The sequence below is a fragment of the Vibrio sp. Vb0349 genome (genome assembly GCF_033338975.1).
Map to the genome: position 1 here is coordinate 1 of NZ_JAWOTS010000020.1, position 13,686 is coordinate 13,686.

A 13,686-nucleotide genomic window follows, 5' to 3' on the forward strand; every position below is an offset into this window, starting at 1 on the left:
TTAAAATACAAAACGCCCGATGAAGTACATCGAGCGTTTTAGTTAAAAAGTGTCAACCCATATCAGGACGGGTCATTGTTGAAGGTGATTTCAAGCCAAGCTTTGGAAATTACTCACTAATCGTAAAGACTTCGACGTTCTCTTCATTTTCTGTGCTTGCCTCACTTTCTATTGTTTGTACACCGTCACTCGGTAAGTCCACTTCAACAGGCTCCATTTCGCCGTATTGGAACCCTTTAATGACTTGTTTTACGCCTGAGATATTACGTGCGATTTCTGTCGCTCGATCGCCTTGCTCTGGCGTGACATAACCAAACAGAAAAACGTCGCCATCTTCGGTGATCACTTTAACCTTAACACCATTAAGCTCAGAATCAGTAAGCAAAGCTGACTTTACTTTGGTTGTGATCCAGCTGTCATTGCTAATCTGGGTAACAGTGAGTGGCTCTTTTTGTTTGATTTGATTGTGTATGACTTTTACACCACTAACTTCTCGAGCCCTTCGCTCTAAAGCAAGGATAAGGTCTTGTGTCGGAGCTTGTCCCATAAGGACTACAGTCCCATTATATGAACTGGCAACGACACGAACTTCACCTTTAAACGGTGCTTTATTGCCGATCGCCGCAACTTCGAATTCGATGTTATTGTCCTGCCAGATTTGTTTTGTCGTGCGTGTGTCCGTGACAATATTCGCTGTGGTTGCTGCACCTGCGATAAACAAACCTGCGCAACCACTTAAACTCAATGCTGTTAATAAGATAACAAGGCTACGTATCATAATTCTGACTCTCAGTCTTGGTTACTCTTCGTGAGCAGGGAAAAGCACCTGGTCAATAAGATCACAAAGACAATGGAGTGTTACCATATGTACTTCGTGAATACGTGCAGTGCGGTGTGATGGAATACGAATTTCGACGTCGTTCTCACCGAGCAGTCCTGCCATCTCTCCGCCATCTTTTCCTGTTAGCGCGATAATCGTCATGTCTCGAGTTACGGCTGCTTCCATCGCTTTGATAATATTTTTACTGTTACCGCTAGTCGACATGGCAAGCAAAATGTCGCCTGGTTGACCAAACGCTCGTACCTGTTTTGAGAAGATTTCCTGGTAGTGGTAATCGTTGGCCACTGCGGTTAGGGTAGTATTATCGGCGGTTAAGGCCATTGCTGGTAGGCTAGGGCGCTCAGTTTCAAAACGGTTTAAAAGACAAGAAACAAATTGTTGAGCGTTTGAAGCACTGCCGCCATTACCACAACATAAAATTTTATTGCCATTAAGCAGGCTCGACACCATCGCTTGAGCTGCATGAGTAATGGCATCAGGCAGCGCCTCTGCTGCTGCGATTTGAATTTGAATACTTTCTGTAAAGCTGTCTTTAATGCTGTCTAGCATCGCTTATCCTTCAGAGATTGCGTTTTCTATCCAGTTGATATCTCGCCCATTATCATGAATGGCGATGACATCAAATCGATAATCGATATTGTGTTTTAAGCGCTTTTGTTGGCTAAGCCAAACTTGTGCTGTTTTGACTAGCTTGCGCATTTTAGCGTGCGTCACCATTTCTGCTGCCGAGCCAAAGTGATTGTTCTTACGGTATTTGACTTCAACAAACACAATAGTTTCACCTTGTTGGAAGATTAAATCAATCTCACCGACCTTAGTCAGAAAATTTTGTTCAATAAAGTTTAAGCCCTGGCGTTGTAAATATTGCTTCGCCAGAGCTTCATATTGATTTCCGATTTGGCGCTTGCTAAAGAGCCCCACGCTCAGCCCAGCTTAGCTCACGCTGTACAACACAATTATTGTCGATACTTAAAATACCGGTTTGGCCGCCAACTGAGTAGCCCGGAACGACCTTCATTTGTGGCAGCTCCCCAATCAATTTATACGCATCCATACCCAGTGCTTTCAAACGTTTTTCCATGTTAGATTGCTCTGACCACAGCTCGTTCATTTCAGCGGTCACGCTAGGGTCTGGGTCAATCAGTAATGGAATATCGCTGTAGATGATGCCTGTTAGATCTTCGTAAGTCGCGCCGCCACTGTTGCTACGCGAGCTAGAGAAAATTTGTGGCGCTTTGGCGTCTGGGTTAATCGCTACCTCAATAAACGGCTTGATCAAAGTCAGTTCCGTGCTTCTAGCAACAATATAAACCGCATCGACATCACGACGGCTACGTGGCTGTGTTTCAAGCTTGATACGCATTAGTGATTGCATCTGAGCAATACGTTGTTTGCTTTCTTGCAGACCAAATACTTCATTGATGTCTTTTTGAAGTTGGCGCTTGTCACCAAAATAACTTGCTGCGACTTTATTAGAGCTGTACTTGCGCCACTCTTTGTTGAACGCTTCAGTTACACGTTCACCAAAGCTGCCCTTTGGTGCCAGAATCAGAGGGAAGTTATAGCCTTCGCTGAACAAGTGTTTCGCTGCTTGTGCGGCTTCTTGTTCTGGTGATAGTGCCAAGTAGCAAATATTGCTATCTGGTTGCACATCTTCGGGAATATTTAGCGCAAGGGCTGGAATCGTAGGACCATTTTCTGAGCCATCCATGGTTGTGTGCAATAGCTCAACGTTTTCTTTTTCTAGCGGACCAACAACAAAGTCGATGTTTTCATTGATCAAACGTTGTTTAATTTGGTCGGCGTTATACGCATTAGTGTCGATTACCGTGAGGGTAGCGCTTGGATCACGGTTACGATCATTCATCATCGCAAACACAAAACCATCACGAATTAATTGCGCTTGTGGCGAGAATTTACCAGTAAGCGGCAGTAACAAAGCGGTGTTGTTTGGTTTAACGATGTCTAGAGAGAGAATGTTTTGAATCTCTTCTGGTGTGTAGATAGCGGCTGGATGCGATGGGTTCTCGTTTAACCAGCGTTCGAGGGTATTTTTTAGTTGGGATAAGTTGCCCGACAGCGTTTTCGCATAAATAGCGAGTTGTAGCCAACCATCCAAAACATCTTCATTTGGCTCTGTTTCTAATGAGGTCAGTTCGTACTCGGAGTAGCTGCCAAAGTTCATCCAAATACGGCTAGAAATCTCTCTCTGCTCCGCGGACGATGCATATTGGCCAAATGCAACCAGTTGGCGGTTTGCCTCAAACGCTTGGTTAAGACCTTGATAAGCGTCGGCACGCATTAAGTAATAGTCTTTCCATTGCTCATTTGGCAACTTCCACCAAGGTTTAAAATTCAACAATTGCAGCAACTGAGAGTAATTACCCTGTTTTTGCTGTATGGTCGCACGCGCTAGTTGCCACTCTGCTTGCTGAACTTCGGTTAACTGTTGACGAGCCAGGCGCTTGATCAACATTTCTGCTTGATCAAACTGGTTTGCTTGAATCGCGGCTTTGGTTGCCATGATCAACCAGTCATTTTGTAAACTGCCTTCCGTGCTATCAGCTTGGATCATATAGTTCTGAACAGACTGAGTAGGCTCAAGTGTTACATCAACGCCATCAGGCTGTCTTGGACCTGAAGAACAGGCGGCGAGCGTAATTGCTAGTGCAACAGGAGTAAGTATGCGTGGTACACTGAGTCTCTTATGGTTAATCATTGCCGTGAGTTCTCTATAATTTTGTACAAAATTGTCTCTATATTAATCGTTGAAGTGATGGTAAACAAATGACAGATAAAAATAAGTTGCCGAATGAGGGGCCAACTCTCTATATCGTACCGACTCCAATCGGAAATTTAGCGGATATCACCCAACGTGCTATCGAAATTCTGTCGACTGTGGACATCATTGCCGCTGAGGATACTCGACATACGGGCAAATTACTGTCTCACTTCAATATTCAAACCAAAACTTTTGCTCTACATGACCACAATGAGCAGCAAAAAGCACAAGTTTTGGTAGAAAAGCTGCTTTCCGGTCAGTCTATCGCATTAGTTTCTGACGCTGGTACGCCACTTATCAGCGACCCAGGATACCATTTGGTGACAAAATGTCGTCAAGCGGGCGTTAGAGTTGTGCCTCTTCCAGGTGCCTGTGCGGTCATTACGGCGTTAAGTGCCTCTGGCTTGCCATCTGATCGCTTTAGCTTCGAAGGTTTTTTACCACCGAAAAGCAAAGGTCGTAAGGATAAATTCCTAGAGATTGCTTCGGTAGAGCGTACGTGTATTTTTTACGAGTCACCGCACCGTATTTTAGACTCTCTACAAGACATGTTAGACGTTCTTGGCCCAGATAGAGAAGTTGTGTTGGCAAGAGAGCTAACAAAAACCTTTGAAACCATTCAAGGCATGCCGTTAGGTGAGCTGATTGAATGGGTGAAAAGTGACGATAACCAACAGCGTGGTGAAATGGTATTGTTGGTACATGGCCATCGTGAAACAACAGACGACTCACTACCTGAAGATGCTTTACGCACGTTAGGGATTTTGACCAAAGAGCTGCCTTTGAAAAAAGCAGCTGCTTTGGTGGCAGAAATACATAACTTGAAGAAGAATGCGCTATATAAATGGGGCTTAGAAAACTTAGACTAAGTGCCGCTAGCGAGATAAATGGTCAATGAGGGCTGATGTTTAGGAATCGGCCTTTTTATTATCTATTTTTGGCGCGCTGACTAAAAAGTCATCACTTAGTGCATTCATTTCATCATATCTGTGATCTAACTAGACTCTGAAGTGAGAACTCTATACAATCCGCCCTCGGAGCTGACTGGGTAGTCGCTGCTTTGTTGATGTCCTTCGGGAGACTGACGTCGAAGTCCCTTTGGGAGACTGACGTTGACGTCCTTCGGGAGACTGACAAAGGGGAGGAAAGTCCGGGCTTCATAGAGCAAGGTGCCAGGTAACGCCTGGGGGGCGCAAGCCTACGACAAGTGCAGCAGAGAGAAGACCGCCGATGGCCCGTAAGGGTACAGGTAAGGGTGAAAGGGTGCGGTAAGAGCGCACCGGACGACTAGCAATAGTTCGTAGCAGGGTAAACTCCACCTGAAGCAAGACCAAATAGGCCTCCACATTGCGTTGCTCGCGTAAGGAGGCGGGTAGGTTGCTCGAGCCAGTGAGTGATTGCTGGCCTAGACGAATGGCTACCGCCGCGCAAGCGGAACAGAACCCGGCTTATGTGTCGGCTCCACCTATTCGAGACCCATCTCTACTTCGGTAGTGATGGGTTTTTTGCATTTAATTGACGCAAACTATGTCATTACCAATAAACTTGGCGTAAATCACGTCTAACTTTAGACTTGTGGTGGCGATGATGTAGGAAATCAGTACACTAAAGAATCGCTTCAAGATCATTCAACGAGAAAGCTATGACCGAAACCTTCCAACATATTTCCGTGTTATTAAATGAATCCATTGATGGCTTAGCTATCAAACCAGACGGCGTCTATATTGATGGAACATTTGGCCGTGGCGGTCACAGCCGGACAATTCTATCTAAACTCGGTGAAAATGGCCGACTGTACAGTATCGACCGTGACCCTCAAGCGATCGCTGAGGCAGGCAAAATCAATGACCCTCGCTTCACCATTATTCATGGTCCATTTTCTGGTATTGCTGAGTATGCTGAAGAGTATGGACTAGTTGGAAAAGTGGATGGTGTTCTGCTGGATTTAGGCGTTTCTTCTCCTCAGTTAGACGACGCAGAGCGTGGCTTTAGCTTTATGAAAGACGGTCCGCTAGATATGCGTATGGACCCGACATCAGGTGTTCCAGTATCTCAATGGTTGATGGAAGCAGACCTCGATGATATCACTTGGGTCATTCGCGAGTTTGGGGAAGATAAACATGCGCGCCGTATTGCAAAAGCGATTGTTGCCTACCGTGAAGACGAAGAAAATGAGCCAATGGTTCGCACTGGTCAGCTGGCAAAATTGATTTCAGATGCCGCACCGAAAAGTTTTAAAGAGAAAAAACACCCTGCGACTCGTGCTTTCCAGGCTTTTCGTATTTACATCAACAGTGAGTTAGAAGAAATTGATACGGCACTTAAAGGCGCGGCGAGCATTCTGGCTCCTGAAGGCCGTTTATCTGTGATTAGCTTCCACTCTCTGGAAGACCGTATGGTCAAACGTTTTATCCGTAAAGAGAGCAAAGGGCCTGAAGTGCCACACGGTATTCCAATGACGGAAGAGCAAATTCGTGCTCTTGGTAGTGCGAATATGAAAGCGGTGAGCAAAGCGATTAAGCCAAGCAAACAAGAAATTGAAATGAACCCTCGCTCGCGCAGCTCTGTGTTAAGAATTGCGGAAAAGCTTTAATTATTATGACGAAATCCACTCCTAATCTTGCTAAGTTGATTGCAACAGATCTCCTCACTGTTGGTCGCTGGCCATTACTGTTGTTGCTATTGATCGTGGCATCGGCAATGGGAGTGGTATTTGCTACCCACCATGCGCGTCAAGCGATCACCGAGAAAGACCATACGTTGGTTGAACGAGAACGATTAGATAGCGAATGGCGTAACTTAATGTTGGAAGAAACTGCCCTCGCGGAACACAGTCGTGTTCAAGACCTTGCCAAAAAAGAACTTGAAATGAAACGACCTGATGGCGATAAAGAAGTGGTTGTCACGCTCAAATGATTAGAAAAAAATCCAACACGAAACAAGCCAATAAGCGTAAACCTGTAGCAAAAGAGAAAGCGGCTACGGGGGATAAGAAAACCGATAATAAAGCAGTGAAAGTGGCGGTCGAAGAATCTTTCTTGATTCGTTGGCGCTTCCATCTATTACTGTTTTTTGTTTTTTGTGCATTTGCCCTTTTGGTGGCACGCGTAGCCTACATCCAAATCATTGAGCCAGATAACCTGATTAAACAAGGTGACCTACGTTCGGTTCGTGTTAAATCCATTCCTTCTGCTCGCGGTATTATTTCGGATCGAAATGGTGAGCCGCTTGCTGTCAGTGTACCGGTTGAGGCTGTTTGGGCAGATCCTGCCACGATATTTAAAGAAAACGCGTTAAGCCAGACCAAAAGTTGGCATGCATTAGCGGATGTTCTTGGTATTGACCGACAAGGGTTAATAGACAAAATCAAGCGCAATGAAAAACGCCGCTTTATCTACTTGCAGCGCCAGGTCAGTCCGGCCATGGCGAACTATATTCGTGAGTTAAAGCTGCCAGGTGTTGGCCTTAAGTCGGAATCTCGTCGTTATTATCCTGCAGGTGAGGTTAGTGCTCACTTAGTCGGTGTGACAGGCATTGACGGGCATGGCCTAGAAGGTGTGGAGCGTAGCTACGACGAGTGGCTCACTGGCGCGGCGGGTAAGAAAACTATTCGTAAAGACCGTTATGGTCGTGTTGTGGAAAACATTGCTTGGCAAGACAAGCAAGAAGGTAAATCACTTCAGTTAACTATCGATCAGCGTCTACAGGCGATTGCGTATCGTGCGATTAAGCAAGCCGTTGCGGACCACCGCGCCACTTCAGGTTCTGTTGTCATGTTGGATGTAAAAACGGGCGCCGTATTGGCCATGGTTAATGCTCCTTCTTACAACCCTAACAATCGTAGCGATTGGCAAAGCTATCAAATGCGTAACCGAGTGATCACGGACTCAATGGAGCCCGGTTCGACCATTAAGCCTTTCGTTATTTTAGCCGCCTTAGAAAATGGGATAGCTGATAAAGATACCATCGTAGATACCGGTAATGGTGTCCTACGTTTAGGTGGTAGTCGAGTCAGAGATGTCTCTCGCGTAGGCAAAGCAAGCTTGACCACGATCCTTAAAAAGTCGAGTAATATCGGTGTGACGAAGCTAGCAATGCAAATGCCGGTAGAGGCGCTTCTTGGGCTGTACAGTTCAGTGGGTTTTGGTGAGCTTTCTGGCCTAAACCTAGTTGGGGAAGTGACGGGTATTTTTCCTACACGAACTCGTTGGTCGCCAATTGAGCGCGCCACGATTGCGTTTGGTTATGGTCTATCGATTACACCAATCCAGCTAGCCCATGCTTATGCGACGCTTGGAAACCTTGGCAAATACGAGCCTATTCATATTATCGAAAGCAATGATCATGACATGTCACGTCAAGTGGTGAGTGCGAAGTATGCGCGTCAAGTATTAGACATGTTGGAAACCGTAACTCAAAAAGGGGGCTCGGCTCGCAGAGCGGCAGTTCCTGGTTATCGAGTGGGAGCGAAAACAGGTACATCACGTAAAGCTTCTGCCGGTGGGTACAGCGACGAGTACATCACCTACACGGCTGGGCTTGCTCCGGTTAGCGATCCGCGAATTGCTTTGGTGGTGATCGTAAACGAGCCTCAAGGTGATGATTACTATGGTGGTTCGGTAGCGTCTCCTGTCTTCTCTGAAATCATGAAAGGCGCGCTACAAATACTCAATGTTGCACCTGACGAAAACAAATTCCAACAGTAAGCCCTGTGGTTTACTGAGCAAACAAAATTAAGAAAACCTGAGCCAAAGCTCGGAGAACAAATATGACTAAAGCCATCAGTATGGACGTGCTGCTTTCCCCTTGGGTGGATTGCCCTAGCTTATCGTCCGTTCTTGTTTCTGAATTGGAGCTCGACAGCCGAAGAGTTCAACCTGGAACCACGTTTGTAGCAGTGATTGGCCATGTTGTGGATGGGCGTAAATTCATTGCCTCTGCAATTGAGCAAGGTGCAAATGCAGCCCTGGCGCAAGCCTGCGATGTCAAAACACATGGTACGGTGGAAATCATTGATGATGTTCCCGTCATTTACATTGATAGGTTGGACCAACGTTTATCCGCAATTGCTGGAAAGATCTATGCTTACCCTGATATGGATTTGATTGGTGTCACCGGCACCAACGGCAAAACCACCATTACCCAGTTAATAGCGCAATGGCTAGAACTGCTTGACCATAAAGCGGCGGTAATGGGAACAACAGGAAATGGCTTCCTCAATAACTTGCAACAAGCTGCGAATACAACGGGGAATGCCGTTGAAATTCAGAAAACGCTCTCCTCTCTCGCAAATCAACAAGCCACATACACCGCGCTAGAAGTATCTTCTCATGGCCTGACGCAAGGTCGTGTCAAAGCATTATCATTTGCGGCGGGCGTGTTTACTAACTTAAGTCGTGACCACTTAGATTATCATGGCACGATGGAAGAGTATGCCAATGCAAAGCTTGGGTTGTTCACGCAACACCAATGTGAACGTGCCATTATCAATGTTGATGATGAAGTCGGTCATCAATGGGCGTCGCAGTTAAGTAATGCGATCGCTGTCTCGCTCAAGCCGAACACTGAATTTGAAAGCGCAATTTGGGCGACGGAAGTCAGTTACGCAGAGTCAGGGATTACTATTAAGTTCGATGGTAAATTTGGCTCAGGTAAATTGCACGCGCCATTGATTGGTGAGTTTAATGCAACCAACTTAATGCTCGCTTTTGCGACCTTATTAAGCTTAGGTAAAGAGAAACAAGCGTTACTCGAAACTGCAGGTCAACTGCAACCTGTACTCGGCCGAATGGAGTTATTCCAAACTGAGGATCGTGCCAAAGTCGTGGTCGATTATGCCCACACTCCTGATGCTTTAGAAAAAGCGCTGCAAGCTTTACGAGTTCATTGTGAAGGCCAGCTGTGGGCTATTTTTGGCTGCGGTGGCGATCGCGATGCAGGTAAGCGCCCAATGATGGCGGAAATTGCAGAGCGACTAGGTGATAGAGTGGTGTTGACTGACGATAACCCACGCAGCGAAGATCCGGTTCAGATTGTGAAAGACATGTTAGCTGGGCTGTCAAAACCTGCTGAAGCGATTGTTCAGCATGACCGCTTCAAAGCACTGTCTTATGCCATTGAAAATGCTTCGCCAAACGACATTATCTTGTTAGCAGGGAAGGGCCATGAAGATTATCAGATTCGTAATGGCGAAACGATTCATTACTCCGACCGCGAGTCCGCAATGCAACTTTTAGGATTGACCTCATGATCAAAGTAACGTTATCTCAAATTGCAGACATCACTCGTGGTGAGCGATTCGGCGACGATCTACTTATCGACGCGGTTTCTACTGATACACGAACGATTGATCGTGGTGCTCTATTTGTGGCGTTAGTAGGGGAGCGCTTTGATGCGCACAACTTTTGCCAACAAGCGGTAGATGCAGGTGCCGGTGCTTTACTCGTAGAAAAACGCTTAGATGTGAATGTGCCGCAAATTGTGGTGTCGGATACCAAACTTGCATTGGGTGAGTTTGCTTCTTGGGCGCATCAAGCATGCAAAACACCTACCGTTGCCATCACCGGAAGTTGCGGTAAAACGACCGTAAAAGAAATGGTTGCGAGTATCCTGCAATTGAAAGGCAAAGTGTTATTCACGGCGGGTAACTTCAATAATGATATTGGTGTTCCGTTGACATTATTGCGCTCACAGCAGGATGATGATTATGCCGTGATTGAGCTTGGTGCTAACCATATAGGTGAAATTGCTTACACGACTCAGTTAGTAAAACCAGATATCGCGTTAGTGAATAATGTAGCAGCCGCTCACCTTGAAGGCTTTGGTTCTATCGATGGCGTGAAACAAGCCAAAGGTGAAATCTACCAAGGCCTTTCAGCTGGTGGTATTGCGATTGTTAACCTAGACAGCAATGGTGAAGCCAAGTGGGATGAAGTGTTAGCAGATAAGAAAGTCATTACTTTTTCACAAAGTAATACTGATGCAGACTTCTTCGCTTCTAACATCGTATTGAACGCCGCAGGTGAAGCAAGCTTTGACTTACATATCGCAGCAAGCTCACAAGAAATTGAACTGTCTCTGGGTATTATAGGTCAACACAACGTTGCGAATGCGATCGCTGCTTCTATTATTGCGTTACAAATGGGAGCCACATTAGAAGAGGTTCGTGCTGGCCTTAAACATTTGAACAAAGTGAAAGGTCGCGTCGAGGTTGAAGCGCTGAGCGAAAAGATAAAATTGATTGACGACAGCTACAACGCGAGCGTGCCAGCCATGAAAGCGGCAGTTGATTTATTGGCCGCTTTCCCAGGTCAACGCTGGCTGATTTTAGGTAATATGGCGGAATTGGGCGAGGAAAGTCTTGCACTTCATCGTCAAGTCGGGGAACATGCTGCCCCACAAAAATTTGAACATGTTCTCACATATGGTGCAGACGCCAAGGTGATCAGTGATCTTTGCCAAGGCATTCATTTTGAGACGCACCAAGAGATGATTGAATACATCAAGCAGCATCTAGACCAAGCCGTTCCTGAAAACCATACGATATTGGTGAAAGGAGCGAACGGTGCACGTATGTTTGAAGTCGCTGCTGCTTTGAAGGAGTATTATTAATGATTATTTGGCTTGCCGAGCTGCTACAGCCATACCTGTCTTTTTTCCGATTGTTTGAATACTTGTCTTTTCGAGCAATCCTAAGCGTATTAACCGCTCTAGGTCTGTCATTATGGATGGGACCAATCATGATCAAGCGTTTGCAAATGCTGCAAATTGGTCAGGTAGTGCGTAACGAAGGTCCTGAATCTCACTTTAGTAAGCGTGGTACCCCAACAATGGGCGGTATCATGATCTTAGCGGCCATCTCAATCACGATTTTGCTATGGACAGACTTATCCAACCCTTACGTATGGGCGGTACTGACAGTCTTACTTGGCTACGGTGCGGTCGGATTTGTTGATGATTATCGTAAAGTGGTGCGAAAAAATACCGATGGCTTGATCGCGCGTTGGAAGTACTTCTGGCAGTCGTTGATCGCGTTTGTCGTCGCTTTCGCATTGTATGCTTACGGTAAAGACACAGCAGCAACTCAGCTAGTGGTGCCATTCTTTAAAGACATCATGCCGCAGCTTGGTTTGATGTATATCATTCTGACTTACTTTGTCATTGTAGGTACAAGTAACGCGGTCAACCTGACTGATGGTCTAGACGGTTTGGCAATCATGCCAACGGTTCTTGTTGCAGCAGGCTTCGCGGTTATTGCATGGGCGACCGGTAACGTTAACTTCTCTGAATACCTTCATATACCATACTTACCACATGCTTCTGAGTTAGTTGTCGTATGTACAGCAATCGTAGGTGCAGGCCTTGGTTTCTTGTGGTTTAACACGTACCCAGCACAAGTGTTCATGGGCGATGTGGGCTCACTAGCGCTTGGCGGTGCATTGGGCACCATTGCTGTTCTAGTTCGTCAAGAGTTGGTGTTGGTGATCATGGGTGGCGTATTTGTAATGGAAACGCTATCAGTCATCCTGCAGGTAGGTTCTTACAAATTACGTGGTCAGCGCATTTTCCGTATGGCACCAATTCACCACCACTACGAATTGAAAGGTTGGCCAGAACCTCGCGTAATCGTGCGCTTCTGGATTATTTCTATGGTTCTTGTTCTGATTGGTCTTGCGACATTGAAAGTGCGTTAATCGCGCTTTCCAAGAACAAGATTTACAGTGTGATCAAATATGGAACGTTGGCAAAACATACATAGTGTTGTCGTCGTAGGGCTCGGTATTACCGGGCTCTCTGTCGTTAAACACCTAAGAAAAAATCAGCCACAACTTGTGGTCAAAGTCATTGATACTCGTGTAAACCCTCCAGGTGCAGAGCGCTTGCCGGAAAGTGTTCAACTGCATAGTGGTGGTTGGAATACAGACTGGCTTTCTGACGCGGATCTTATCGTGACCAACCCTGGTATTGCGCTAGCGACACCAGAGATCCAAGCCGTATTAGCAAAAGGTACGGCAGTAGTAGGTGATATCGAGTTATTCGCTTGGGCGGTGCAGAAACCGGTGATTGCGATTACGGGCTCAAACGGTAAGAGCACAGTAACCGACCTCACAGGTGTGATGGCTAAGGCTGCAGGTTTGGATGTTGGTGTTGGTGGTAACATCGGTGTGCCTGCACTGGATTTGTTAGAACAAGACGCAGACCTATATGTACTCGAACTTTCGAGCTTCCAGTTAGAAACGACGTCAAGCTTAAAGCTCAAAGCCGCTGCGTTTCTGAATCTTTCTGAAGATCATATGGATCGTTATCAAGGCATGTCTGACTATCGACAAGCTAAGTTGCGTATTTTTAACCATGCTGCTCTTGCAGTCGTGAACCGTGATGATCAAGAAACCTTCCCAGACGCAGAGATGCCATTGGTGACATTTGGCAGCGACAATCAGGACTTTGGTCTCGAGGTGGATGGCAACCGTACTTGGCTGCTCGATCACGGTCAACGAGTTGTCGCAAGTGATGAGCTTAAGTTGGTTGGTAAGCACAACTTATCTAACGCTCTGGTTGCTTTAGCGCTATTAAAAGCTGCGGACGTAAACTATCACAAAGCATTGAATGCACTTAAAAATTACACGGGACTGACACACCGATGCCAGGTGGTTGCGGATAATCAAGGCGTCAAATGGGTGAATGACTCTAAAGCAACTAATATTGCCAGCACTATGGCTGCGCTATCTGGTTTGGAATCGACAGGCAAGCTCTACTTACTCGTTGGTGGTGTTGGCAAAGGTGCTGACTTCTCGCCATTAAAACCGATCTTCGCGACGCTTAACTTGCAACTGTGTTGCTTTGGCGCTGATGGCGATGAATTTATGCCACTGCATGAATCTGCAATACGTTTCGACACTATGGAAGATGTGATTCAACAAGTATCTTTGCAGTTAAAACCAGGTGATATGGTGATGCTGTCTCCTGCATGTGCTAGCTTTGATCAATTCGACAACTTTATGGCAAGAGGTGATGCTTTCGCTGCTCTTGCTCAGAAATATGCATAATTAAAGGTTACACACTT

12 protein-coding genes and 1 other RNA gene are annotated in these 13,686 nt (G+C 46.0%); 9 read left to right on the top strand and 4 right to left on the bottom strand.

The window, feature by feature from the left end:
- Positions 1-109: 109 nt before the first annotated feature.
- Genes R7Q47_RS17915 through R7Q47_RS17930 form a run of 4 tightly spaced genes read right to left on the bottom strand, consistent with a single transcriptional unit; the run spans position 110 to position 3,560 of the window.
- Positions 110-778, bottom strand: a complete 669-nt coding sequence (locus R7Q47_RS17915; protein WP_025768401.1) for a BON domain-containing protein — start codon at positions 776-778, stop codon at positions 110-112.
- Between the two features lie 21 nt (positions 779-799).
- On the bottom strand, positions 800-1,390 hold the full coding sequence (locus R7Q47_RS17920) for a phosphoheptose isomerase (RefSeq protein WP_005372901.1): 591 nt from the start codon (positions 1,388-1,390) through the stop codon (positions 800-802).
- A gap of 3 nt (positions 1,391-1,393) precedes the next feature.
- Positions 1,394-1,762, bottom strand: a complete 369-nt coding sequence (locus R7Q47_RS17925; RefSeq protein ID WP_005372903.1) for a YraN family protein — start codon at positions 1,760-1,762, stop codon at positions 1,394-1,396.
- Positions 1,749-3,560, bottom strand: coding sequence for a penicillin-binding protein activator (locus R7Q47_RS17930; protein WP_005372905.1), 1,812 nt, complete (start codon positions 3,558-3,560; stop codon positions 1,749-1,751). Before R7Q47_RS17930 ends, R7Q47_RS17925 begins: the two co-directional genes overlap by 14 nt.
- Positions 3,561-3,628: 68 nt before the next feature.
- Here R7Q47_RS17930 and rsmI point away from each other — a divergent pair, with 68 nt between their 5' ends.
- The 9 genes from rsmI to murD all read left to right on the top strand — a co-directional run bounded on the left by rsmI (position 3,629) and on the right by murD (position 13,669).
- On the top strand, positions 3,629-4,492 hold the full coding sequence (gene rsmI, locus R7Q47_RS17935) for a 16S rRNA (cytidine(1402)-2'-O)-methyltransferase (protein ID WP_005372907.1): 864 nt from the start codon (positions 3,629-3,631) through the stop codon (positions 4,490-4,492).
- 167 nt (positions 4,493-4,659) lie between these two features.
- An RNA gene (gene rnpB / locus R7Q47_RS17940) (RNase P RNA component class A) lies at positions 4,660-5,090 on the top strand.
- Between the two features lie 175 nt (positions 5,091-5,265).
- On the top strand, positions 5,266-6,216 hold the full coding sequence (rsmH, locus tag R7Q47_RS17945) for a 16S rRNA (cytosine(1402)-N(4))-methyltransferase RsmH (protein ID WP_005372918.1): 951 nt from the start codon (positions 5,266-5,268) through the stop codon (positions 6,214-6,216).
- Between the two features lie 5 nt (positions 6,217-6,221).
- Positions 6,222-6,539, top strand: coding sequence for a cell division protein FtsL (gene ftsL, locus R7Q47_RS17950; RefSeq protein WP_005372920.1), 318 nt, complete (start codon positions 6,222-6,224; stop codon positions 6,537-6,539).
- On the top strand, positions 6,536-8,329 hold the full coding sequence (locus tag R7Q47_RS17955) for a penicillin-binding transpeptidase domain-containing protein (RefSeq protein ID WP_086046525.1): 1,794 nt from the start codon (positions 6,536-6,538) through the stop codon (positions 8,327-8,329). The genes ftsL and R7Q47_RS17955 overlap by 4 nt, the downstream gene beginning before the upstream one ends.
- A 62-nt stretch (positions 8,330-8,391) precedes the next feature.
- Positions 8,392-9,873, top strand: a complete 1,482-nt coding sequence (gene murE / locus R7Q47_RS17960; RefSeq protein ID WP_213917034.1) for a UDP-N-acetylmuramoyl-L-alanyl-D-glutamate--2,6-diaminopimelate ligase — start codon at positions 8,392-8,394, stop codon at positions 9,871-9,873.
- Positions 9,870-11,234 (top strand): UDP-N-acetylmuramoyl-tripeptide--D-alanyl-D-alanine ligase, encoded by a 1,365-nt coding sequence (locus tag R7Q47_RS17965; protein WP_213867228.1) that lies wholly within the window; start codon positions 9,870-9,872, stop codon positions 11,232-11,234. Before murE ends, R7Q47_RS17965 begins: the two co-directional genes overlap by 4 nt.
- Positions 11,234-12,316, top strand: a complete 1,083-nt coding sequence (gene mraY / locus R7Q47_RS17970) for a phospho-N-acetylmuramoyl-pentapeptide-transferase (RefSeq protein WP_005372931.1) — start codon at positions 11,234-11,236, stop codon at positions 12,314-12,316. Before R7Q47_RS17965 ends, mraY begins: the two co-directional genes overlap by 1 nt.
- A 39-nt stretch (positions 12,317-12,355) precedes the next feature.
- Entirely contained in the window at positions 12,356-13,669 is a 1,314-nt protein-coding gene (gene murD, locus R7Q47_RS17975) for a UDP-N-acetylmuramoyl-L-alanine--D-glutamate ligase (RefSeq protein WP_248487349.1), read from the top strand.
- The last annotated feature ends 17 nt before the right edge of the window (positions 13,670-13,686 follow it).